Annotated in this window: 25 protein-coding genes; 10 read left to right on the forward strand and 15 right to left on the reverse strand. The window is 66.2% G+C overall.

Going from position 1 to position 23,239, the window contains the following annotated elements:
* Positions 1-10 precede the first annotated feature (10 nt).
* From JVX91_RS20685 to JVX91_RS20725, 9 genes are all read right to left on the reverse strand, one after another.
* A complete protein-coding gene (locus JVX91_RS20685; RefSeq protein WP_205336020.1) occupies positions 11-1,021 on the reverse strand; it encodes a putative sulfate exporter family transporter in 1,011 nt (336 codons plus the stop codon).
* Positions 1,018-1,344, reverse strand: coding sequence for a Rieske 2Fe-2S domain-containing protein (locus tag JVX91_RS20690; protein ID WP_205336021.1), 327 nt, complete (start codon positions 1,342-1,344; stop codon positions 1,018-1,020). The genes JVX91_RS20685 and JVX91_RS20690 overlap by 4 nt, the downstream gene beginning before the upstream one ends.
* Entirely contained in the window at positions 1,341-2,006 is a 666-nt protein-coding gene (locus JVX91_RS20695) for a DsbA family protein (protein ID WP_205336022.1), read from the reverse strand. The genes JVX91_RS20690 and JVX91_RS20695 overlap by 4 nt, the downstream gene beginning before the upstream one ends.
* Positions 2,006-3,295 carry an MFS transporter gene (locus JVX91_RS20700; RefSeq protein WP_205336023.1) on the reverse strand — a complete coding sequence of 430 codons (1,290 nt, stop codon included), beginning with the start codon at positions 3,293-3,295 and terminating at the stop codon, positions 2,006-2,008. Before JVX91_RS20700 ends, JVX91_RS20695 begins: the two co-directional genes overlap by 1 nt.
* Before the next feature lie 252 nt (positions 3,296-3,547).
* On the reverse strand, positions 3,548-4,600 hold the full coding sequence (locus JVX91_RS20705; protein ID WP_205336024.1) for a 3-keto-5-aminohexanoate cleavage protein: 1,053 nt from the start codon (positions 4,598-4,600) through the stop codon (positions 3,548-3,550).
* Positions 4,601-4,647: 47 nt separating this feature from the next.
* Positions 4,648-5,496, reverse strand: coding sequence for a TauD/TfdA family dioxygenase (locus JVX91_RS20710; RefSeq protein ID WP_205336025.1), 849 nt, complete (start codon positions 5,494-5,496; stop codon positions 4,648-4,650).
* 10 nt (positions 5,497-5,506) lie between these two features.
* On the reverse strand, positions 5,507-6,487 hold the full coding sequence (locus JVX91_RS20715; protein ID WP_205336026.1) for a quinone oxidoreductase: 981 nt from the start codon (positions 6,485-6,487) through the stop codon (positions 5,507-5,509).
* A 303-nt stretch (positions 6,488-6,790) separates the two neighbouring features.
* Positions 6,791-7,750 carry a biotin/lipoyl-binding protein gene (locus JVX91_RS20720; protein WP_205336027.1) on the reverse strand — a complete coding sequence of 320 codons (960 nt, stop codon included), beginning with the start codon at positions 7,748-7,750 and terminating at the stop codon, positions 6,791-6,793.
* Between the two features lie 3 nt (positions 7,751-7,753).
* Complete coding sequence (locus tag JVX91_RS20725; protein WP_240201635.1) at positions 7,754-8,146, reverse strand: DUF3302 domain-containing protein; 393 nt, start codon at positions 8,144-8,146, stop codon at positions 7,754-7,756.
* A gap of 220 nt (positions 8,147-8,366) precedes the next feature.
* Here JVX91_RS20725 and JVX91_RS20730 point away from each other — a divergent pair, with 220 nt between their 5' ends.
* Positions 8,367-8,555, forward strand: coding sequence for a hypothetical protein (locus JVX91_RS20730; protein WP_205336028.1), 189 nt, complete (start codon positions 8,367-8,369; stop codon positions 8,553-8,555).
* Between the two features lie 27 nt (positions 8,556-8,582).
* Here the strand turns inward: JVX91_RS20730 and JVX91_RS20735 are convergent, their stop codons facing one another.
* The 4 genes from JVX91_RS20735 to JVX91_RS20750 all read right to left on the reverse strand — a co-directional run bounded on the left by JVX91_RS20735 (position 8,583) and on the right by JVX91_RS20750 (position 12,194).
* Complete coding sequence (locus JVX91_RS20735) at positions 8,583-8,846, reverse strand: hypothetical protein (RefSeq protein WP_205336029.1); 264 nt, start codon at positions 8,844-8,846, stop codon at positions 8,583-8,585.
* Between the two features lie 155 nt (positions 8,847-9,001).
* Positions 9,002-9,553 carry an SCO family protein gene (locus JVX91_RS20740; protein WP_205336030.1) on the reverse strand — a complete coding sequence of 184 codons (552 nt, stop codon included), beginning with the start codon at positions 9,551-9,553 and terminating at the stop codon, positions 9,002-9,004.
* 2 nt (positions 9,554-9,555) lie between these two features.
* Positions 9,556-10,677 carry a hypothetical protein gene (locus JVX91_RS20745; RefSeq protein WP_205336031.1) on the reverse strand — a complete coding sequence of 374 codons (1,122 nt, stop codon included), beginning with the start codon at positions 10,675-10,677 and terminating at the stop codon, positions 9,556-9,558.
* Between the two features lie 14 nt (positions 10,678-10,691).
* Positions 10,692-12,194, reverse strand: a complete 1,503-nt coding sequence (locus JVX91_RS20750) for a multicopper oxidase family protein (protein WP_205336032.1) — start codon at positions 12,192-12,194, stop codon at positions 10,692-10,694.
* A gap of 280 nt (positions 12,195-12,474) precedes the next feature.
* Between JVX91_RS20750 and JVX91_RS20755 the strand changes: the two genes are divergently transcribed.
* The 6 genes from JVX91_RS20755 (at position 12,475) to JVX91_RS20780 (ending at position 19,395) form a co-directional block, all read left to right on the forward strand.
* Positions 12,475-13,476 carry an HlyD family efflux transporter periplasmic adaptor subunit gene (locus tag JVX91_RS20755; RefSeq protein ID WP_205336033.1) on the forward strand — a complete coding sequence of 334 codons (1,002 nt, stop codon included), beginning with the start codon at positions 12,475-12,477 and terminating at the stop codon, positions 13,474-13,476.
* Positions 13,476-15,269 carry an ATP-binding cassette domain-containing protein gene (locus JVX91_RS20760; protein WP_205336034.1) on the forward strand — a complete coding sequence of 598 codons (1,794 nt, stop codon included), beginning with the start codon at positions 13,476-13,478 and terminating at the stop codon, positions 15,267-15,269. The genes JVX91_RS20755 and JVX91_RS20760 overlap by 1 nt, the downstream gene beginning before the upstream one ends.
* On the forward strand, positions 15,266-16,396 hold the full coding sequence (locus JVX91_RS20765) for an ABC transporter permease (RefSeq protein WP_205336035.1): 1,131 nt from the start codon (positions 15,266-15,268) through the stop codon (positions 16,394-16,396). Before JVX91_RS20760 ends, JVX91_RS20765 begins: the two co-directional genes overlap by 4 nt.
* Before the next feature lie 5 nt (positions 16,397-16,401).
* Entirely contained in the window at positions 16,402-17,505 is a 1,104-nt protein-coding gene (locus JVX91_RS20770) for an ABC transporter permease (RefSeq protein WP_205336036.1), read from the forward strand.
* 66 nt (positions 17,506-17,571) lie between these two features.
* On the forward strand, positions 17,572-17,880 hold the full coding sequence (locus JVX91_RS20775) for a hypothetical protein (RefSeq protein ID WP_205336037.1): 309 nt from the start codon (positions 17,572-17,574) through the stop codon (positions 17,878-17,880).
* A gap of 21 nt (positions 17,881-17,901) precedes the next feature.
* Positions 17,902-19,395: an efflux transporter outer membrane subunit gene (locus JVX91_RS20780; protein WP_205336038.1), complete on the forward strand. Its 1,494-nt coding sequence runs from the start codon at positions 17,902-17,904 to the stop codon at positions 19,393-19,395.
* A 7-nt stretch (positions 19,396-19,402) separates the two neighbouring features.
* On the opposite strand, the gene JVX91_RS20785 is transcribed toward JVX91_RS20780, so the two are convergent.
* The gene (locus JVX91_RS20785; RefSeq protein ID WP_205336039.1) at positions 19,403-20,254 is read right to left on the reverse strand and encodes an alpha/beta hydrolase; all 852 of its coding nucleotides are present in this window, start codon (positions 20,252-20,254) and stop codon (positions 19,403-19,405) included.
* Between the two features lie 82 nt (positions 20,255-20,336).
* Entirely contained in the window at positions 20,337-20,954 is a 618-nt protein-coding gene (locus JVX91_RS20790) for a DUF4157 domain-containing protein (RefSeq protein WP_205336040.1), read from the reverse strand.
* Positions 20,955-21,223: 269 nt separating this feature from the next.
* Between JVX91_RS20790 and JVX91_RS20795 the strand changes: the two genes are divergently transcribed.
* Genes JVX91_RS20795 through JVX91_RS20805 form a run of 3 tightly spaced genes read left to right on the forward strand, consistent with a single transcriptional unit; the run spans position 21,224 to position 23,106 of the window.
* Complete coding sequence (locus JVX91_RS20795) at positions 21,224-21,628, forward strand: nuclear transport factor 2 family protein (protein ID WP_205336041.1); 405 nt, start codon at positions 21,224-21,226, stop codon at positions 21,626-21,628.
* Positions 21,625-22,110: an ATP-binding protein gene (locus JVX91_RS20800; protein WP_205336042.1), complete on the forward strand. Its 486-nt coding sequence runs from the start codon at positions 21,625-21,627 to the stop codon at positions 22,108-22,110. The genes JVX91_RS20795 and JVX91_RS20800 overlap by 4 nt, the downstream gene beginning before the upstream one ends.
* Before the next feature lie 57 nt (positions 22,111-22,167).
* Positions 22,168-23,106: a class I SAM-dependent methyltransferase gene (locus JVX91_RS20805; RefSeq protein ID WP_205336043.1), complete on the forward strand. Its 939-nt coding sequence runs from the start codon at positions 22,168-22,170 to the stop codon at positions 23,104-23,106.
* Positions 23,107-23,239 lie beyond the last annotated feature (133 nt).

The following is a 23,239-nucleotide window of genomic DNA, read 5'->3' on the forward strand; positions in this document are numbered from 1 at the left end:
AACGCGCAAATCAACCCGCGAAGCGCAACATCCCCAACACCAGCACCGCCAGGAACACCGTCTCCCCCACCATCAGCAGGATCGGCTTTACGCCCACCGTCGCCAGCGCCTTGAGCTGAGTCTTCATGCCCAGCGCCGCGATGGAAATCACCAGGCACCACTGCGACAGCTTCCCTCCCGCCTCCACAACCACCGCCGGCAGGTAGCCGGTGCTGTTCACCGCCGCCAGCAGCACGAAGCCCACGGCAAACCAGGGCAACAGCGGCGGGCGCTTGTCGCCCGGTTCCACGCCGCGGGCGCGGGTGATCATCGCCGCGCAGAGAATCACCGGCAGCAGCATCGCCACACGCATCAGCTTGACCACCGTGGCACTGTCGCCGACTTCCTTCGAGATGCTGTAGCCGGCACCGACCACCTGGGCCACGTCGTGGATGGTGCCGCCCAGGAAGATCCCCGCCTGCAGCGGCGGCAGCCCCAGGGAGCGGACGATCATCGGGTAGAGGATCATTGCCAGGGTCGACAACGCCGACACGCCAAGCACGGTGAACAGCGTGGCCTTTTCCTTCTGCGTGTGCGCCGGCAGCGCCGCGGCCAGCGCCAGGGCCGCCGAGGCGCCGCAGATGGCGGTGGCGCCACCGGTGAGCAGGCCGAAGAGGAAGTTGAAGCCCATGGCGCGCGCCGCCGCGATGGACACCAGGATGGTCACCGTCACCAGCACCACCACCATGACCACCGGCTGCCAGCCCAGCTCGGCGATCTGCCCGAAGGTGATGCGGATACCGAGCAGCGCCACGCCCAGGCGCAGGATTTCACGGGCGGTGAATTCGATGCCGGCCTTGCACACGCTGTCGGCGGCGAGGAAGTTCATCGCCAGGCCGAGCAGCAACGCAAAGAGCATCACCGGCGCGCCGTAGTGCTCGGACAGGAAGGTCGCGGCCGCCGCCACCATGGCGCTGACCAGCAGGCCTGGCAGCAGCGTACGGCTGCGCGTGCCGAGCGCGGAAATCGTCAGCGCGGTCATGCAGGCATCTCCTGATCGGCGATCACCACATGGCACTCGCCGGCGATCCAGGAAATCCCGTGCCGGCGCAGGCCGAAACCCTTGATGCCCGCCGGGCAGCCGGTGGCCACGTCGAAGCGCAGGCCGTGGGCCGGGCACTGCAGCCAGCGGCCATCCAGGCGGCCGCTGAACAGCGAGGCACCGGCGTGGGGGCAGCTGTCTTCGATGGCGTGCAGTTCACCGTCGACATCGAACAGCAGGAAGATACCTTTCTCGTGATGGAACAGGCTTCTGCCACCGCGCGCCGGCAGGCGTTCGGCGGGAATTCGAATCACACCGCTCATGCCGGAATCGCCTCCGGAAGCTGACGTTCCAACGCTCGGTGGAGGGCCGCCAGCAGTTGCTCCGGGCTCTGCCCGCCCAGCGCAAAGGCACGGCCTTCGAGGAGGAACATCGGCACGCTGGAATCGGCCAGGGCCACGCGGCGGCCAATGAACTGGCGCGCGCCGTCGGCCAGGGCGTCGGCGAAATCGGCCTCATTGAAATCGCAGGCGCGCAGCAAGCGGCGCAGGGTGTCGCGATCGCCGATGTCCTGGCCCAGCTGGAAGTGCGCGCGGAAGATCATCTCCAGCAGCTGCTCCTTCTGGCTATCGCTGCCCACGTGCACCGCGCGCTGGAACACCCGGTGCGCATAGGTGGTATTGGGCATGGTGAGGATGCGCTCGAGCTCGATATCCACCTTGGCGCCCTCGGCGGCCCTGCGCACTTCGCCCATGCGCGCCTTCACGGCGCGCTTGCCACCCAGGCGGCGCTGGTAGAACTCGGCGAATGGCTCGCCTTCCATCGGCAGCTGCGGCAGCAACTGCAGGCCGAGCCAATTCACCCGCACCTGCAGCTCGGGGCGCTGGCGCGCCAGCAGGCGCAGCGCGACGTCGAGGTTGCGCTTGCCGATCAGGCACCAGGGGCAGATGAAGTCGAAGGTCATGTCCAGGTTGAGATTCGGCATCACGCGCCCTCCTCTTCGCCGCGCAGGCGGCGCATATCGCTGTGGTAGTGGCGCCGGGCGTAGAGGAACACCAGCGCGGCGAGGATGCTCAGCAATGGCACGAGCTGGAAGGCGCGATCCAGACCGATGTGATCGGCCAGCACGCCGGTGAGCAGCGGGCCGGGGGCGAGGCCCAGCAGGTTGTTGGCCAGGGTTAGGGTGGCGAAGGCAGTGCCATGCACGGCCGGCGCAGTGAGGTTGGCGACCATGGCGCCGGACGGCCCGGAAGTACCGGCGGCGACCAGCATGCCCAGACAGATCAGACTCAACTGCGTGGTGCCCGGTGGCAGGTGGAAGGCGATGGACAGCAGCACGCAGCTGACCAGGCAGAAACCGATGGCGAGGATGATCTTGCGCGGCGGGTTGGCACGGCCCAGGCGGTCGCAGAGGATGCCGCAGAGCACCATGCCGCTGCCGCCGACCAGCACGATCACGGCCGAGATCAGCCCGGCCTTGCCGGTGTCCAGGTGGTAATAGCGGTTCAGGTAGCTGGGAATCCACACCATCACGGCGGCAGCGACGAACAGTTGCAGGCCGCTGCCCAGGTAGGCGGCGATCACCGAACGGCTGCCGAACAGGCTGCGCAGCGAACGCCCGCCCACCTGGCGCGGCGCTTCGGCGGCGGCTACCGGGGCGATGCGTTTCTCACTGACGATCAACGGATAGAGCAGCGCCAGCAGCAGGCCGAACAGTGCCATGCCAGCGAAGGCCCAGCGCCAGCCCAGGTGCGCGGCGAGCACGCCACCCATGCCCATGCCAAGGACGGAGCCGAACATGCCACCGGCCATGAACGCGCCGGTCAGGGTGGCGCGCAGATGCGCCGGGAACACCGAGATGACCACGGCGATGCCGACGCTGCCGTAAGCAGCCTCGCCGACGCCGACGAAGAAGCGCGCGGCGAACATCTGCGGGAAGTTCTGCGCCACGGCGCAGCCCAGGGTCGCCAGGCTCCAGAGCATGGCCATCAGCGCCAGGCTGCGCACTCGCCCCCAGCGGTCGGCGAGCAACGACAGGGGGAACGTCAGCAGGCCAACCATCACCGCGACGATGCCACTGAGCAGGCCGAGCTGCGCGTCGCTCAGGGTCCATTCGACCTTGAGCAGCGGGAACACGGCGTTGAGCACCTGGCGCGACATGTAATCGGAGATCAGCAGGCCGAAGGTCAGGGCAAACACCACCCAGGCATAGCGGCGCGGCACGCTGGGCGCGGTGGCAGGGATGTCGCCCAGGGCGACGGAGTGGATGGCCATGGTGCTAGCTCTCCGGGTGAGTCAGTGGATTCTTGTTGTTGTGGGTTGAGGCTTCTCATTGCACAGCCCCTCTCCCCCGCCCTCTCCCTTAAGGGAGAGGGAGTTGTCCGTGCCGGCTGACGCCATGGTCTCTTCCTGCACCGTACGGTCCCCTCTCCCTTTGGAGCGGGGCGCGCAGCCATGGTTAGGGAGAGGGCCGTTTCGATACAAATACGAAAAGATCATGGGGTAGCCCGTGCTACAACCAGCCTGTCACGCACGAAGCGGGACGGACTTCTGGCCCGGCTGGCGGTTGGGCGCCATGCCGTTCATGCGCAGGGTTTCCTCGACGCTCTCGTACTGCACGCCGATCTTGTAGATGGCACGCGCTTCCTTGCCGCTGGCGACCTCGCGGCCCAGTTCATGGGCGACACGGACGCACTGCTGGATCTGCTCGACCGACGTCATGCGCTGGCCGTGCTGGCCGATGATGGTGTCCTCGATGCCGCAACGCGGGTGCAGCCCCATGGCCATCGCCATCATGTTGAACGGCAGGACGTTCTTCAGCAGCGATTCGGCGGTGACGGTGGCGCCGTCCGGTGCGCGGTGCACGAAATTCATGAAGTTGAACGGATTGGGGCCGTCGAAGCCACCGCCGATGCCGATCCAGGTCAGGTTCAGCGGGCCCTTGTAGACGCCCTTGCGCACCAGGCGTTCGAGGGTTTCCAGGGCATGCATGCCGGTCAGCTGGAAGTGCGGCTGGATGCCCGACGCCTGCAGGCGCTTGAGGTGCTCCTCGACCCAGGCCGGGCCGGCCGGCACGGTCATCTCACTATAGGCCGCTTGGTACAGGGGGTTCTCCAGGGAAGTGCCCTTGAGGTACTCCGGATAGAGCAGCTCCATGATGTTCATCTGGGTGGTGTTGATCGCCACCGTCACCTGATCGGGCTTGGGCGTCAGCTCGGCGAGCATATGGCGGGTGTCGTCGGACAGCCATTTGGCCGCTTCGCCATCGCTTTCTGGGGCGAAGGAGATCGAGCCGCCGACCTGGATGATCATGTCCGGCACGGCTTCGCGCACGCCGGCAATCAGCTCGTTGAACTTGGACAGGCGCTTGGAGCCCTTGCCGTCGAGTTCACGCACGTGCAGGTGGAGCACGGTGGCGCCGGCTTCGTAGCAGTCCACGGCCTTCTGCACCTGCTCGTCCATGGTCACCGGGATGTCTTCGGGGAAGTCCTCGGGCATCCATTCCGGGCCATAGGGAGCGGTGGTGATGACCACCTTTTCCTGGTTCTCGGGGTGCAGCGAATCGTCGAAGAATTGCATGTCTGTCTCCTGGAATTGTTCTTGTAGAAGTCGGTTTCAACGAGGGCTCAGAACGGCTTGTCGCCGATGATTCCGGCGCGCTCCATGCGGCGCACGCAGGGCGGGTAGTCCATCACCGCGTAGTGCTGGGTACAGCGGTTATCCCAGATCGCCACGTCGTTCTTCTTCCAGCGCCAGCGCACCTGGAATTCGGGGATGTACACCTGGCTCACCAGGTAGCGCAGCAGGTCAGACGCGCCGGGGTTGGCGTCCTGGCCGAAGCGCACGTTCTGCGGGGTGTGGTAGTTGCTGAAGTGAGTGGTGAAGGCATTGACGAACAGCACCTTCTCGCCCGTTTCCGGATGGGTACGCACCACCGGGTGCTCGGCGTCTGGGTACATGGCCTTGAGCGCCAGGCGCTTCTCGATGGGCATCGCCGCACCGAAGCTGGCTTCGATGCTGTGACGGGCGCGCAGCTTGGCGATGCGTTCCTTGATCTCGGCCGGCAGCATGTCGTAGGCCAGCGCCATGTTCGCCCACATGGTGTCGCCGCCTACCGGCGGGCACTCCACACAGCGCAGGACGCAGCCCAGGGGCGGCGCCTCGCGCCAGGTGGCGTCTGTGTGCCAGGCGTTCTCGTAGCGGTCGTTGGGAAGGTCCGGGGTCTTGTAGATGCGCACCAGACCCGGATGCTCCGGGTCGCTGCCGGCCACCGGGTGGTCTTCCAGCTCACCGAAGCGGCGGGCGAACGCCACGTGCTCGGCGCGGGTGATGTCCTGGTCGCGCAGGAACAGCACCTTGTGCTTGAGCAGCAGCTCGCGCAGCTCGGCGAACAGGCCCTCGTCGCGGGAAGCGTCGCCCAGGTTCACCCCGGAGATTTCGGCGCCAATGCTGCAGGTCAGACGTTCTACGTGCATGGCGGCGCCCTCAGATGACGAAGATCGACGAGCCGGTGGTCTTGCGCGACTCGAGGTCGCGGTGGGCTTGCACGGCATCTTCCAGCGCGTAGTGCTGGTTGATCTCGATGCGGATGTCGCCGTTGCCCACGTGGGTGAACAGCTCATCCAGCAGCGCCGCCTTTTCCGCCGGGTCGGCGATGTAGTCGGCCAGGGCCGGGCGGGTGAGGAAGATCGAGCCTTTCATGGCCAGCAGCACCGGGTCGAACGGCGGGATCGGGCCGGAGGCGGTACCGACGCAGACCATCAGGCCACGCCGCTTGAGCGACTCCAGGGAGGTCATGAAGGTGTCCTTGCCGACGCTGTCGAACACCACGTCCACGCCACGTCCGTCGGTGAGCTCGCGCACGCGCTCGGCGACGCCCTCGTGGCTGTAGTTGATGACGTGCTCGCAGCCGTGGGCGAAGGCCACTTCGGCCTTGGCGTCGCTGGAAACGGTACCGATCACCCGCAGGCCGAGCAGCTTCGCCCACTGCGCAACGATCAGCCCGACGCCACCGGCGGCGGCGTGGAGCAGGATGCTCTGGCCCGGCTTGAAGTCGTGAATGCGGCGCAGCAGGTAGGCCGAGGTCAGGCCGCGCATGGTCATGGCGGCGGCGGTTTCGAAGGCGATGTTCTCCGGCAGGCGGATCAGCGGCGCCGCCGGAACCAGGCGCTCGGTGCTGTAGGCGCCGAGGGTGTTGATGAAGCCGGTGTAGGTCACGCGGTCACCGGGCACGACGTTGGTCACGCCCTCGCCCACCGCGACCACCACGCCGGCGGCTTCCACGCCCATGCCGCTGGGCAGCGGGACGGCGTAGGTGCCATTGCGGAAGTAGGTGTCGGCGTAGTTCAGGCCCACCGCCACATGGCGGATGCGCACTTGCCCCGGGCCGGGCTCGCCGACCTCCACGTCCTCGTAACGCAGGACTTCGGGTCCCCCTGTTTCATAGAAACGAACGGCTTTGGCCATGGCCGGAATCTCCAGTTGTCTTGTTGTCGTGGGCGCTCATCGTCGGAGCGGACGAACGCCCTTTGAGCGGACAATAGGCAGGGGGCCGGCGGACAGCTTCACATCGTGCGACAGGGGCTTTTCATTTCATGACAGTCCGGAAGGCACAGGAATGAGGCGTGCCTGTAGGAGCGAGCTTGCTTGCGAGCCATGTCTGACGGCAGCTCCAGGCGTCACGCGGTTCGCGAGCAAGCTCGCTCCTACAAGTGGGGTACAACTGCTGGGGGAATGGCTGCGGCCGGGCGGCCGCAGCGCGGGGGCGGATCAGTGGAACGGGAAGATGTAGTTCATCCAGGCCGCCATGCGCAGGAGGATCTTGCGCATGATCGCCACGTGGTGGAAATGCTGGCTGTAGATCGCCGCCTGGCCGTACGCACCGCCGGGCATCAGGTTGGCGTACTGGGCATAGTCCGGGTCGGTAATCTCGATGACCACCGGCACGCGCCCCGGCGGCGGTGAACCCGTATAGCTGAGCAAGGTACCCGAGGGCTGTATCTGGCCCTCGCCGATCACACCGATCGCCTGTTTCACCCTGCCGGTGAAGACCTTGCCGGGAATCCCGTCGAAGGCGACTTCCGCCTCGTCCCCCGCAGTCAGTCGCAGCTGGCTGTTCTGGCGCATCCAGGCGGCAAAATAATGCCCCTCGTCCGGTACGAAGACCATCGAGGGGCGCAACGGCAGGCGTGTCGCCATCATCCCCGGACGCAGCGACACATGGGTGACGAAGCCACGGGACGGCGCCCGCACCACCGTGTTGTCGAGATTGAACTGGGCCAGTGCCAGCTGGGCATTCAGATCATCGACGCGCGCGGTGGTCAGATCGACGTCCCGCTTGTTGCCCACGTTGCGCAGCGCCAGCTCGCGCGCACGGGACTGGTCGGCGCGCGCGGACACCAGTTGCGCCTTGATCGAGTCCAGTTTCAGCTGGAAGGGTTTGGGGTCGATTCGGAACAGCACCGTGCCCTTCTCGATCATCTCGTTGCCCTTCACCGGCACTTCGATCACCTGGCCGGTCACCACCGGGATCACCGGGGTGGAAACGAAATACGAACGCGCCACCTCGGAATACGGGTGGTTGTAGTTCATGGTGAAGATCAGCGCGCCGATCAGCACCACGCCGCCGAGCACGGCGGTGGGCACCGTCCACTTGTTCAGCGGGATGCGGAAGATCTTGAAGATGGCGATGCAGATGGCGGTGTAGGTGAGGATCAGCAACAGGTCCATGGCTCAGCCCTCCCCGCCTTGTTGAACCGGCGCGGGCGCTGGCGGAATTGGCGGTGGCTCTGCAGCGGCGGCAGTCACACGGCCCTCCAGCACGTCCAGGCGCTGGCGCAGCTCCGCCAGCTGTCCTTCGAGATACTCCGCCTCGGCCTCGGGCGTGCTGCCGTGATGAAACCCCCAGCCCCTGTCCTTGCGGTACAACATGGCCCAGATCCAGAGGAACGGCCACAGCGCGTGCAAGGTAAACAGGCTGACCCAGCCGGCCGCATGGATGGCGTCCTGATGGGGATGATCGCGGTGCACCGCGATCTCGTAGGGAATGTCGTGCAACACGATGATCCCGTAGAACAGCACCACGGCGGCGAAGATCAGTATTCCCAGGGCAACGTAATCCAGCATCCCACACTCCTTGATTCCAGGCCCGATGCCTGGGAAGCCTGGATGAGTATGGCTGAGCCCTGGCGATCTGCACGATAACCAGCAGGCCCGGGCGACGGAGTTTCGAGCAATCGCCAGACTCCGTTGGCCGCGACATTGCACGTGCCCCACTCGTCAGACGAACCCTCCCGGTATCGGGTTTTCGCGTTCACTGGAGAATGGGATCACCGGGAGAAATGACATGCGAAAGTCCACCCTCCTGCTGCTCGTCGGTGTACTGGCCGTGCTACTCGGCGGCTCGTCCTGCGGCAGCCACAACAACCGCAACGACGCTCCACCTCCGCCGCCGATGGACGAAGGACAGATGGGCTACCAGCGGATTCCGCAGCAGCAGATCCAGCCGCAGGTGCAGTCCATCCCACGGCGCTGAGACAGGGCCTCCGAAGGGTACTCCCTGTCAGGACTGCCGGCCCTTTGCCCTGCGCGCCGGGCTCATCAGATAGACAGTGAGGATGAACCGCGCCGGCACCAGGGACATCAGGCCGAGCATGCCGCACACGGCGATGACGAAGATACCCGACTGGCGATCGGTGAGATCGGTGAGTGCCGCCAGGCCAACCGCCAGCACGAGCATGACCAGGCCGAACCACTGCATCAGCTGGGCGCGCCGGAACCAGGGGGATTGGCGGACTTCCTGCAGATTTTCCACTTCGTCGTTCATGGCAGCGCTCCTGTGCGATTTCCCTCCTACGTTATCAGCCGCAGAGCGGCGCCAACGGCCAGCGGACGAATGTGCAAAGCGCTGCTCATTGCGCCGGTAGCCCGCGGCGCATACCGCTTGCGCGCTATGCGTCCGACGAGGAGCGCGGTGGGTGGTCAGGGTGCAAGGCGCGCGCCGACCCGCTGGATGATCTCCTCCTCTTTCAGGCCACGGCCGAAGTGGTCGAGGTAGCCGCCATCCTTGTCCAGCAGGAAGAGGATGGTGGAGTGATCGACCATGTAGTCGCCGGGCTTATCGCCGTAGGGCACCTTCTTGTAGAACACGTGGTACTCGTCGGTGATGCTGGCGATTTCCTGGGCCGTGCCGGTGAGGCCGACGAACTCAGGGTCGAAGTGCGAGACGTAGCCCTTGAGCTGCTGCGGCGTATCACGCTCCGGATCGAGGGTGACGAAGATCGGCCGCGGCTTGATGCCCTTCTCCTGCTCCACCGCGCGGGCGATGCGCGCCATCTTCGCCAGGTCCGTCGGGCAGATGTCCGGGCAGGAGGTGAAGCCAAAGTACAGCAGCGCCGGCCGCCCTTCGTAACTGCGCTCGGTGACACGCTCACCGTTCTGGTCGGTCAGGCTGAACGGCCCGCCAACGTCGCTGCGGGTCGCTGCGCCCGCCGTTCCCAGCAGCAGCGAAAGACACAGTATCCAGAGCCGCATGCTCAGTAGCCTCCCGAATAGGTCAGCGCCAGACCGACGATGTTGGAGTTCTCGCCCTGCTGCTTCTGCGTGCCGGCGGAGACGTCGAGCTTCAATTGCCCGGTGATGTTGTAGACCACGCTGAATTCATTGAGGTAGTCATCCGGCGTACCACTCAGGCTGTAGCTCTTGTTGGTGCGCGTCAGGCCGAAGGCCCAGAGCCCCCAGTCGAAGGTCAGCGAGGTGGTCAGGTACTGGGTGTCGTTGCCCTTGACTGCATCCTCGTTGTCGACGTCGGCGTATTCGATGAACGGGACGATATCCATGTACTCCCGGTCCAGCGTGGGACCGAGGGTATTGCCGTGGAACGCCCAGATGTAGCGCGCCGAAGCCAGGCGGATGATCTCGTCGTCCGGCTCGCCCTGCCCCGTGACCTCATCACCCTCGCGGCTGCGCGCATAGCCGGCCTGCAGCTCCAGGTAGGGAATCGCCGGGATCGCCAGCCAGTTCACCATCATCGCGTAGGAGTCCAGCTTGCCGGTATTGGCCGGGCCGCCGGCATCCTTCTTGAGCATCTCGCCATGACGGAAGTACGGCCGGCCCAGATAGGAGTTGTCGGCGGAATAGAGGCTCAGGTTCGGCTCGATGTTGCCCAGCGTCTGGCTGAAGAAGCGATACGAGTAGGTGCCGCCGAGCATTCCGTCCATGTCGTAGGTGTCGACGAAATCGCTGGTGTACAGGCCCGGCGCCTGGTCCATGGCGCGGCCGATGGGCACGTGGTACTTGCCGACGACGAAGGCCTGTTTGTCGAACTGCTGGTAGTAGTCCAGCTCGTTGATGACCATGCCGACGTCTTCGAAGAAGCGCTTCTCACCGTTGTTCGGTGGGTCGATCGGATTGATCTCGGTGGAAAAGCGGATCTGCGCATCACGGCTGAAGCGGAAGTAGAAGGTGCTGTTGATGTCCGGGTAGCCATCGAGTGTCTCGCGGCCGCCGGGCTGGGAGTGGTCGGCGCGGGTGTAGTCGTACTGGAAGGTGGCGTCGTAATCCAGACCGACGTTGGGGTACTGGCCGTCGTCGGCGTGCACGAACGGCGTGGCCAGCAGCGCGCCGAGGAGCGGCAGGGTCAGGCGATTGGGATTCATGGCGGCGCCCTCCGTCACGGGGCCAGCGGGTTGGCTTTCTTGTCAGCCTCCCGCCCGGTGTTGCGCAGATAGGCGCACATCTGGTTGTCGCCGTAGATGCCGCCCAGTGGCTCGAGCTTCACCGCCTGCTCGTAGTCCTCCGGGCGCACCACCTGGATCGCCTGCATCATCCCGCCGTCCTCGTGTTCGAGGATGTGGCAGTGGTAGACGAACTTGCCGAGCATCACCGGATCGCGGAACGGTATGCGCAGGGTGATCGAGCCGGTGGCCGGGATGTACACGTTGTCGCGGTAGCCGCTGAAGCGCACCGGCTTGCCGTTGATCTCCACCACCTGGAAGTCGGTCTGGTGGATGTGGAACTGGTGCAGTTCCTGGGATGGGTTGTACAGCCGCCACTCCTCCAGGTCGCCCAGCTTGACCGTGGTGTTGACCTTGCCCGCATCGAACCGCGTGCCATTGATGTAGAAGGTGTTGGGATCGCTGTCCGAGTCCTGGAAGGCGAACTGGCGCACCTTGGCGACCTTCTCCTGGCGGAAATCCTCGGCCTGCGGATAGGGGCTGGTGATCTGCCTGGTCGCCACCGTCGCGCCACGGGAATTGAGGATGGCCAGGCGCTGGGCCGGATAGGTATCGCCTGCCGGCCCCGTGTTGGCGGCACCCATGCTGATATCGTGCTGGCCCGCCGCCGGGCCCACCACCAGCACGCTGAAGCGCGCCGACGGGCCGATCAGCACGTCCTTGGCGTCGACGCGGCGGGTCACGGTATTACCGTCGCGGGAGAGGATCTGCATCTTCTGCCCCTCGATGCTGATCCTGAAATACTGGTTCGCGGCAATGTTGATGAAGTGCCAGAGCTGCGTCTCACCCGGCTGGATATCGATGGTCGGCTCGAATTGGCCGTTGATGGTGCGGATCGATGGTGCGCTGGTGATGACTTCGGTGGCATTCCGGCCGGTGAGCGTCTTCTGGAAGTTGCGCAGCACCAGCACGCGTTCCTTGATGCCCTTGAGTTCGGGGAACGGGTCGAGAATGCCGTCGACGATGATCGGCCCGGCGATGCCCGCCGACACCTGGTACTGCGCGCCGCCATGGAAGTGGCTGTGGTACCAGTACGCGCCCGGGCTGTGGTTGGCGGGAATCGCGAAGTGATACTCGCCCACCTGGTGGGGTTTGGTTTCACGGAAGATGCTGTCGCCGCCGTCCAGCGGCGTGACGGTCATGCCGTGGAAATGCAGGTTGGTGATGTCGTCCATGCGATTGTCCAGGCGCAGCGACAACGCTCCGCCCGGCCGCAGGCGCAGCACGGGGGAATCATACTGACCGTTGAATACCAGGGTGTCGTAGCGGGCATTGCCCACTGCCACGTCCTTGCGCTCGGCGGTGAGGGTCGCCTGGGTCGTGCCCTGGGCGTCGTAGCTGAATTCCGGTGGCGGCTGCAGCGGTGCGGCGTGAGCAGCCTGGAAGATGAGCGTGGCAAGCGGGCACAGCGCGAAGAACGGCAGGCGCAGTCTGGACATGTTCGACCCCGGGTAATGGTGGTAAGCACTGGACCGGAATGCCCGTGGGGCCTCCAGCCGTCGCCCGGAAGATCGAAACGGCGCTGCGCGTGACGGCTACTGAAACTCTGTATAGACGTCCGCGCGATTGAGTTGAAACCTTCGTCCCATATAGCTGCCGAACGGTCATCGACGCGGCCGGACCTGCACGCCAGAGCGTTTCGACATTGATACAGGTCCCCATGCTTCGCATGGAACTGTCTATCCTTCATCGGGCTGTCACGAAACAGGGAAGGCCTGCATGCCTAAGAAGCTGGTGCTGGTAGCGCTCGTCGCGCTGCTGCTGGGGGGCGGAGTGTGGTGGTACCTGCACTCCCGCGAGAGTGATGACAAACGCCTGGTGCTCTACGGCAACGTGGACATCCGCCAGGTGTCACTGGCCTTTATCGGCAGCGAGCGCATCGCGAAGATGAACGTCGAGGAAGGCGACCAGGTGAAAGCCGGCGACGTGCTGGCCAGCCTCGACACCCGCACCCTCCGTCTGCAGATCGACAAGGCCCAGGCGCAGATCGCCGCCCAGGAGCAGAACCTGCTGCGCCTGAAGAACGGCTCGCGCCCCGAGGACATCGACCGCGCCAAGGCCCAGGACAAGGCCGCGCGCGCCCAGCTCGACCTCGCCAACACCCAGTTGCGCCGGCTTGAGAGCATCCGCGCCAACAGCCCCGGCGGCCGCGCCGTCAGCCAGCAGGACATCGACAGCGCCACCTCGCAGCAGAAAGTCGCCCAGGCAGAGCTGGAAGACCGCCAGAAATCCCTGCGCCTGGCGCAGATCGGCCCGCGCGTGGAAGACATCGCCCAGGCCGAGGCCCAGCTCGCCGCCGCCCGCGCCGACGTGGCATTGCTGCAACACAACCTCGACGAAGCCGACCTCAAGGCGCCGCAGAACGCCACCGTACGCTCGCGTCTGCTGGAGCCCGGCGACATGGCGTCGCCGCAACGCCCGGTGTATTCCCTGGCGCTGACCGACCCGAAATGGATTCGCGCCTATGTCAGCGAAGCCAACCTGGGACGGATCAAGCCGGGGCTCAAGGCCCAGGTCTTCACCGACAGCCACCCGGACCAGGCCATCGACGGCCACGTCGGCTTCATCTCCTCGGTCGCCGAGTTCACCCCCAAGTCGGTGCAGACCGAAGAGCTGCGCACCAGCCTCGTCTACGAAGTGCGCGTGCTGGTCGCCGACCCGGACAACCGCCTGCGCCTGGGCATGCCGGCCACGGTTCGCTTCGCCGACGAGCCGCGTTGATGGCCGATACCCCAGTGATTCGGGCCGAGGGCCTGGCCAAGCAGTTCCTGGTCAAGGAGTCGGGACGGACGGTGCAGGCACTCAAGGACATCTCCCTGGACATCCCGCGCGGCCAGCTCACCGCGCTGGTCGGCCCGGACGGCGCTGGCAAGACCACCTTCCTGCGCCTGGTTGCCGGACTGTTGCAGGCCGACGCCGGTACCCTGACCGTGCTGGACATCGACGTCCACGCCCACCCGCAGCAGGTCCAGGACCGCATCAGCTACATGCCGCAGCGCTTCGGCCTCTACGAGGACCTCAGCGTGCAGGAGAACCTCGACCTCTACGCCGACCTCCACGGCGTACCGCACAGGGAACGCCAGGAGCGCTACCAGCGCCTGCTGGAGATGACCGACCTGGCGCGCTTTACCGACCGCCCGGCGGGCAAGCTCTCCGGTGGCATGAAGCAGAAGCTCGGACTGGCCTGCACGCTGGTGCGCTCGCCGGACCTGCTGCTGCTCGACGAGCCCACCGTCGGCGTCGACCCACTGTCGCGCCGCGAGCTGTGGGAGATCATCCAGCAACTGATCGAGCAGGAGCAGCTCAGCGTGCTGGTCTCCACCTCCTACATGGACGAGGCCGAGCGCTGCGCGGAAGTCTTCCTGCTGCACCAGGGCCAGTTGATGGCCAAGGGCGACCCGGCATCGATCCGCGAGCACGCGGACAACCTCTGCTTCATCGCCACCCCGCCCCAGGACGAACCCGCGCGCACCCTGCAGGCGCGGCTGCTGGACGACCACCAGAACATCGTCGATGCCGTGCCGCAATCGGGCGAAGTGCGCTTCATCCGTCAGCCCGACGCGGATCAGGGCAAGCTCGACCAGCTACTCGATGGCGCGCCGGTACGCCAGGTGGATGCGCGCCTGGAAGACGGCTTCATGTTCCTGTTGCGCGCCCGCAGTGACGCCGAACAAGTCGACATGGAATCGCTCAAGGCCGGCACCCGGCGCCACGGAGAGAGCCATGCCGACAGCGACGAAACGGTGATCGAAGTGAAGGACCTGGTGCGCAAGTTCGGCGACTTCACAGCCGTGGCCAGCACCAGCTTCAGTGTGCACCGCGGGGAAATCTTCGGCCTGCTCGGGCCCAACGGCGCCGGCAAGACCACCACCTTCCGCATGCTCTGCGGGCTGCTGCCCGCCACCAGCGGCACGTTGCAGGTGGCCGGGGTCAACCTGCGCAATGCTCGGGCCCAGGCACGGCGCAAGGTCGGCTACGTGTCGCAGAAGTTCTCCCTCTACGGCAACCTCTCGGTGGCGGAGAACCTGCGCTTCTTCGGCGGCGCCTATGGCCTGGGCGGCAAGCAGCTGAAGCAGCGCATGGACGAGGTGTCCCGCCAGTTCGATCTCGCCGGCCAGGAGGACTCGCCCAGCGGCCAGCTGCCCGGCGGCTTCAAGCAGCGCCTGGCGATGGCGGTGGGCCTGCTCCACGAGCCGGAAATCCTCTTCCTCGACGAACCCACCAGCGGCGCCGACCCCCTCGCCCGCCGTGGCTTCTGGCAGCGCATCACGGCGCTGGCGGCGTCCGGCACGACCATCATCATCACCACCCACTTCATGGAAGAAGCCGAGTACTGCGACCGCATCGTCATCCAGGACGCCGGCAAACTGCTGGCCATGGGCACGCCGCGGGAAGTGCGCGAACAGGCCGGCGGCAAGGGCAGCACGCTGAACATGGAGCAGGCCTTCATCGAGATCGTCGAAACCAACCGGCATGAGGCCAGCCGCGAACACGCCAAGGCGGAATCCGCATGAGCGCCGGCGGCTTCTGGCGGCGCCTGGCCTCGCTGACCCGCAAGGAAGTGCGGCAACTGGTGCGCGACCGCAGCAACCTGCTGATTGGCATCGGCCTGCCCATCGCGCTGATCCTGATCTTCGGCTACGGCCTGTCGCTGGACGTCAAGCGCGCCATCGTCGCCATCGTCCTCGACGATCCCTCCCCCGTGGCCCGCGACGTGGCCGCCGGGATCAGCCGCACCGAGTACCTCGAACCGCATTACGTGCGCTCTTTCGCCGAGGGCGAGGCGCTGATGCGGGCACGGGAGATCGACGCAGTGGTGCAGTTCCCCTCCGACTTCACCCGCCGCCTCAACGACGGCAACGCGCAAATCCAGGTTCTGGTACAGGGCTCGGACGCCACCCGCGCCGCCAGCGTCTCCACCTACGTCAGCAGCGCGCTGGCGGGATACGGCGAGAAGCAGGCCGACCGCAGCGCCGGCTCCTCAGCCCAAGGTGGCGCCGTCACCATCGTCCAGCGCATGTGGTTCAACGCCGCCAACACCAGCACCTGGTACCTGGTGCCGGGCCTGATCGTGCTGATCATGACGCTGGTGGGGGCCTTCCTCACCGCCCTGGTGATGGCCCGCGAATGGGAGCGCGGCACGCTGGAGGCGCTGTTCGTCACACCGGTGCGGCCAGTGGAAATCCTCCTGGCGAAGATCATCCCCTGCTTCGGCATCGGCATGATCGGCCTGGCGCTGTGCCTGCTCGCCGCGCGCTTCCTGTTCGACGTGCCGATCTACGGCTCCTTCATCGTACTGGTGATCTCCTCCATGCTCTACATGCTGGTGGCGCTGGGCATCGGCCTGCTGATCTCGGCGGTGACCAAGAACCAGTTCCTCGCCAGCCAGATCGCCCTGCTCGCCAGCTTCCTGCCGGCGATGATGCTCTCGGGCTTCATCTTCGACCTGCGCAACGTACCGACCGCCATCCGCGTGATCGGCAACCTGCTGCCGGCGACCTACTTCATGGAGCTGGTGAAATCCCTGTTCCTGGCCGGCGACTTCTGGCCGATGATCTTCAAGAACTGCGCGATCCTCGCCGCCTACGCCGTCGCCCTGCTGGGCCTGGCGCGGCTGGTGACGCGCAAGCGGCTGGACTGACTCGCATGGAATTTCTCTGGCGCATCCTCAACCTCTGGCGCAAGGAACTGCTGGTGATCCTCAAGGACCCGGCCAACCGCATCGTGCTGGTGGCGCCGGTGCTGATGCAGAGCGTGCTGTTCGGCTACGCCGTGACCTTCGACCTCAACGACGCGCCCTACGCCATCCTCGACCTGAGCCACAGCGAATCCTCCACCCGCCTCGCCTCGCGGCTGGACGGCAGCGGCATCTTCCACCGGGTGGCGACCCTGACTCGCGTCGAGGAAATCCAGACGGTGATCGACGAGCAGAGGGCGCTGCTGGTGATCCACATTCCCTCGGACTTCCAGACCCGCCTGACCCAGGGCGACCCGGCACCGATCCAGGTTATCCTCGACGGCCGCAACTCCAACACCGCCGGCTCCGCCGCCGCCGGCCTGGCCGTGGTGGTCGACGAATTCAACCGCGAACAAGGTCTGGCCTCCGCGCCGATCAGCGTGGTCAGCCGCTCCTGGTACAACCCCAACCTGGAAACCCGCTGGCCGCTGATCCCCGCGCTGATCGCCACCCTGAGCATGATGCAGACGCTGATGCTCACCGCCCTCTCGGTCGCCCGCGAACGCGAACAGGGCACCTTCGACCAGCTGCTGGTGACGCCCTACACGCCGCTGGAAATCATGTTCGGCAAGGCCATCCCACCGCTGCTCATCGGCCTGGTGCAGGCCACTCTGGTGCTGCTGATGGCGCTGTTCTGGTTCCGAATACCCATGGCCGGCTCGCTGTTCAACCTCTATGGCGGGCTGACGGTATTCACCATCGCCTGCGTCGGGCTGGGCATGTCGATCAGCGCCGTGTCGCTGAACATGCAACAGGCGATGCTCTACACCTTCGTGCTGATCATGCCGCTGACGCTGCTCTCCGGCCTCGCCACGCCGGTACGCAACATGCCCGAGTTCCTGCAGGTCGTGACCTACGCCAACCCGCTGCGCTTCGGCATCGACCTGATCCAGCGGGTCTATCTGGAAGGCGCGACCCTGGCCGATGTGGGGCTCAACCTGATCCCCATGCTGGTGGTCGCCGCCGTCACCTTGCCGCTTGCCTCGTGGCTGTTCCGCCACCGGCTTGCGTAACGGGTCACCCGGCATGGCGAGCGAATGCAATACCCTGACTGGGGACTATTTGGGAAATGGACAGCCATGAGCGACACCAGCAGCTTCATCGTCTTCCTCGTCACCCAGCTTCTGCTGCCGTTCTGGCTGGGTCACCGGTACTGCCGCAAGAAAGGCATTCCCACCCAGTCCTGGCGCGCGGGCGGCATCTACCTGATCGCCTTGTCGGCGGCGATGCTGCTCTTCATCGGCCTGCTCGGCCTGCCCACCCACATGAAGAACGTCGGCATGGTGACCAACCGCTCCATGGGCCTGGCTTGCGGCTTGATCGGCATTCTCGGCGGCCTGGTGATGGGCCATGTCGCGCGACGCTTCGAGGGCACTTCGGATGACTAGGTCTGCAAGAGGGTGTCACCCATGAACCTCACTTCCCGTTTCGTCTCCCTGGCCCTGCTGGGTAGCAGCCTCGCCGGCTGCGCCGTCGGCCCCGACTACGAAGCACCGAAAACCCAGGCGCCGGCGAGCTGGCAGGCCGCGCATTCCGGTAGCGGCCAGTTGCACCCGACCGAGGGCGCAACCCGGCTCAGCGAGGACTGGTGGACCCTGTTCAACGATCCAGTGCTGAACAACCTGCAACGCCGCGCCGACAAGGCCAGCCCGGACCTCAATACCGCCGTGCTGCGCTTCGCCCAGAGCCGCATGCAGCGACAGATGGTGGCGGCCCAGCGCGGCGTGGACGTCAACGCTTCGGCGGCGGTGAATCGCCAGCGCCTGAGCGAGAACGGCTCCAACGCGCTGATGATCCAGCGCATCGCACCGACCGGTGACAGCGACCAGATCGCCAAGGTCCTGGCCGAACCCTTCACGCTCTACCAGGCCGGTTTCGACGCTTCGTGGGAGCCCGACCTGTGGGGTCGCATCCGCCGCTCCATCGAGGCCGCCGATGCCAGCGTCGATGCGCAACAGGCGATGTTCGAGGAAACCCGCCTGGGCGTTTCCGCGGAGCTGGCCCGCAGCTACTTCGAGCTGCGCGGTGTGCAGCAACAGATCGCCGTGGCGCAGCAGGACATCGCCGCCACCGAGGAATCCATGCAGTTGATCCAGGTGCGCGCCGACGGCGGGCTGGTGGACGACTTCGACGTCGAGCGCCAACGCGGCCAGTTGGCCGACCTGCGCTCCAGCCTGCCGCAGCTGCAGGCCAGCGAGAGCGCGGCGATCAATCAGATCGGCGTATTGATCGGCGCCGAGCCGGGCAGCCTGCGCGACGACCTGAAGCCCGTCGCGCAGACCACGCCACAGACACCAGACCTGAGCCTCGGCCTGCCCTCGGAAGTGGCGCGCCGTCGCCCGGATATCCGCGCCGCCGAAGCCCAGTTGCACGCCGCCACCGCCAATATCGGCGTGGCCGTGGCCGACCTCTATCCGACCATTCGCCTGGGCGCGCATTTCGGCTACGAATCCGAGGAGGACGGCCGCATCAGTGACTGGGGCAGCCGCACCTGGACCGTCGGCCCGAGCCTGTCGCTGCCGATCTTCGACAACGGCCGGCGGCGCTCGCAGATCAACCTGCGCAAGCTGGAACAGCAGGAAGCCGCCGTTTCCTACCAGCAGACCGTGCTCAAGGCCTGGCAGGAAGTCGACGATGCGCTGAGCCACTACGGCGCCGAACGCCAGCGCAACCAGCGCCTGCAGGAAAAACTGCAGAGCAGCGACGTCGCCTACGGCATGGCCAAGGCGCGCTATGCCGGCGGCATGACGGATTTCCTGGTGGAACTGGACGCCCAGCGCGCCTACCTGCAGGCGCGCCGCGATGTGGTGGACAGCGATACCCAGCTGCGCCTGACGCTGATCGCACTGTGCAAGGCTCTAGGCGGCGGCACGCCGGCGCCGGATACCACCGCCAGCCGCTGAAACCGCCTCAGCCACCACCCGAGGCGAAGGGATGGCGCGCCAGGAAGTCCTCGATCAGCCGGTTGACCGGCTCGGGGCACTCCAGTGCGGCAAGGTGCGCCGTGCCGGCCATTACCACCGACTCGGAAGCGGGAATGGCGGCGGCCATGCGCAGGGTCTCACTGACCGGGAAGGTGCGGTCCTCCTCGCCCGCCACCACCAGTACCGGCGTGCGGATACTTTGCATCAACTCCAGCTGGTCCGGGCGCTGCGGCACCACGCTCCGCACCGCCCAGGCCACGGAATCGATCCGGCACCGGCGCAAGGCCCGGCGGATAGATTCGCCGACCTGTGGCCGTTCGCGATCCGAGGTCGGCCCGGTGAAGGCGCGCACCGCACTGCGGATCATCGGCCCCTTGAAGCCGCCCTGCCAGCGCACGATGCGCGCCATCAGCGGAAATTCGATGCGGTGGCGCAGCCCAGCCGGCGAGGCCGTACAGTTCATCAGCACAGCGGCGCCAATGCGATGCGGATAGCGCGCCGCGAAGGTGCCACCGATCATCCCGCCCCAGGAATTGCCGACGAAGTGGCCACGCTCGATGCCCAGTTCATCCAGCACTTGCGCCACGCAGCGCGCGCACTCTCCGAAACTGAAGGCACGGCACAACGGCTCGCTGTCACCGTGGCCGGGCGGGTCGATCAGCACCACGCGGTAGTGCTCGCCGAAATGCGCCGCCTGGGCGAGCCACATGTCGCTGCTCATCAACAGGCTGGACCAGAACAGGATCGCCTCGCCGCGGCCCTGACAGCGCACATGCAGGCGCCCCAGGCAGGTAACTATGTCGTGGTGTTCGAAGCTATCGGAAGCGGCGCGGGTCATGGCTGTCTCCAGGGGGAAGCCTTGATCCTAGATAAGCCGGCGGCGGGCAGCAGCCGGGATAACCCGGCGTGATAGTGGCCGATCAGTGGCTGATCCTGCCCTCGCGCAAGTCCTTGGCCACACGCAACTGCATTTCGTAGGCCGGCGCCTCCACCGCATTGAAATTCTGCGTGTAGCGCGTGGCGAAACCCTGCACACCCCATTCCTGATACTGCTTCACGTGCCACAGCTCGTGGGCCCAGAGGGCAACGTCCTTCTGCGCATCTTCCTCGCTGCGGAAGACGATCACGTCCACCAGCGTGACGGCCTCGGTATCGGGGTTCTGCATCATCGCCTGGGCCGCGTTCAACTGGTCCAGCGCGCCGGTGGAGTAGCGGGCCGCCATCAACACTTCGTCCGGCAGGTAACCCTGGAGTTGCGCGCGGATTTCCAGCGGGATCGGCTGGGTGCCGCCCTGGGCGGCCTGGTCGCGGGATTGCTGCAGCCACACGGCCAAGGCCTGGGCAGCGACCTTGCTGGCGTCGGAGAACACCGGGCCGAGTACGGCACCGATGTCCGGCAGGCAGACGCAGGTATCCAGGCAGACCTGGCGCTGGCCCGCCGGGCAGGCGCTGGCGCTGGCGCTGGCGGGAACGGACACGGCCAACCCGGCGAGCAGCGCCAGGGCGCGCAGGAAGCGGGTCGGGAAGTGGGATGGCATGCGAACTCCGGTACGGTGTGGAGGATATCGGTAGCGCTTGGACCACGGCGCGGCGCGATCATGCCACGGCGCGAGCGAAAAGAGCGCTGGCGCGGCCCAGGAAATTTCTGCTAGCTTCTGCTCCATGAATGCCGCCAACCGCACCTTCCAGCAGATTATTACCACCATCGCTCCGATGGTGGGTTAGCGCATTCCGCAGACAACCGAACCCGCCTCCCGGCGGGTTTTTTAATGCCCGCCGTCCGAGGCTCCCCGACGAGGAGATACCGATGGACCAGGCATTCCCCCCACTACAGCACCCGCTGCAAGCGCTCATCCAGGCCGCTGACGAAGCCATCGGCCGCGAGGATTTCGACGCGCTGATCGACTTCTACAGCGATGACGCCCTGCTGGTGGTCAAGCCCGGCCTGCTCGCGCGCGGCAAAGCGCAGATCCGCCAGGCCTTCGTCGCCATCGCCGAGCACTTCGGGCACAACCTGCGGGTGCGCCAGGGCCGCCTGGAAATCCTCGAGACCGGCGATACCGCCCTGGTGGTCGCGCAGACCCTGCTGGACACCAGCCACGGCAAGCTGACCCGCCGCGCCACCTACGTCTTTCGCCGCGGGGCCGATGGCGCCTGGCGCTGCGCCGTGGACAACTCCTACGGCACCGACCTGCTGGAGGCGACGACATGAGTCCGGGCACATTGCATCTACTGTGTGGCAAGGCGGCGTCAGGCAAATCCTGCCTGGCGCGGCAGTTGGCCGAGGCGCCCGGCACCGTGATGCTGGCCGAGGAGCAGTGGCTGGCCGAGCTGTTCCCCTGGGGCATCAGCAACCCAGACGACTACCAGCTCTATGCCCGGCGCGTGCGCAAGGTGATGGGGCCGCACGTGGTCGGCCTGCTGCGCGCCGGCACCAGCGTGGTGCTGGATATTCCCGCCAATACCCTGGCCGACCGCCGTTGGCTGATCGACCTGGCCGAACAGGCCGGCGCGGCGCATTGCTTGCACTTCCTCGACGTCGACCCGGCCACCTGCCGTAGCCGTCTGTTGGCACGCCATGCCATTGCGCCGCTGGCGGCCCCGCTGGACCCGGCCGGCTACGAGGCGCTCAACCGCTTCTTCGTCGCCCCGCGCCCGGAGGAAAAACTGCGGGTGCAGCGCCATGGCGCCTGAGCGCGTAGAATCGCCGCCCCGATCCGCCGAATCAGCCTGTGTAGAAAGACCCGAAGCATGAACACCGACGCCATCGCTACCCTGCGCGAGCAACTGCTTGCGGCCCTGAACCCAGCCCCTGCGGAGACCCGCCGCCTGTTCCACGGGCGCGGCCGGCGTTGGCCGGGGCTGGAGCACGTGACCGCAGACTGGCTGGAAGGCGTGCTGCTGGTTTCGCTGTTCCGCGAGCCTGCCGAAGACGAGCTGGCGGCACTCAGGGCGATGCTGGTCGAACTGGCGCAAAGCGAAACCTGGCGCGCCACCGGCGCCCGCAGCCTGATGCTGCAGCACCGCTACACCCTGGAAAGCACGATGGAAGTCCTCCACGGCGAGGCATTCGACGGCTGGCAGATCACCGAGCACGGGCTGCGCTACCAACTGGACCTGGGCCGCAAGCAGAACAACGGCCTGTTCCTCGACATGCGCTACGGCCGCCAGTGGGTACAGGCCAACGCCAACGGCCTGCGTGTGCTCAATCTGTTCGCCTACACCTGCGGCTTCTCCGTGGCGGCCATCGCCGGCGGCGCGCAGAAGGTGGTCAACCTCGACATGGCCCGCACCGCGCTCAGCCGTGGTCGCGACAACCACCGCCTGAACAGCCACGACTTGTCGAAGGTCAGCTTCCTCGACCACGACCTGTTCAAGTCCTGGGGCAAGGTGAAGAAATCCGGCCCCTACGACCTGATCATCATCGACCCACCGAGCTTCCAGAAAGGCAGCTTCGTCCTCGATAAGGACTACGCCCGCGTCCTGCGCCGCCTGCCGGAACTGCTGGACGGCGCTGGCACCGTACTGGCCTGCGTGAACGACCCGGCCGTTGGCGTCGACTTCCTGCTCCAGGGCATGGCCGCCGAGGCGCCGCAGCTGCGCTTCGTCGAGCGCCTGGAGAACCCGCCGGAATTCGCCGATATCGAGGAAGACAGCGGCCTGAAGGCCCTCGTATTCCAGCTGGATTGATCCGTAGGGCGCATAACGCCTACGGCGTTATCCGCCAAATCATCGCGCCATGACGCAAGAACGGCGGATAACCGTGAACGGTTATTCGCCCTACGTCGGTAGCCTCACCCGATGAAAGGCCGCCAGAACCCTT

Source organism: Pseudomonas sp. PDNC002, from assembly GCF_016919445.1.
In the GTDB taxonomy this organism is placed as follows: Bacteria; Pseudomonadota; Gammaproteobacteria; order Pseudomonadales; family Pseudomonadaceae; genus Pseudomonas.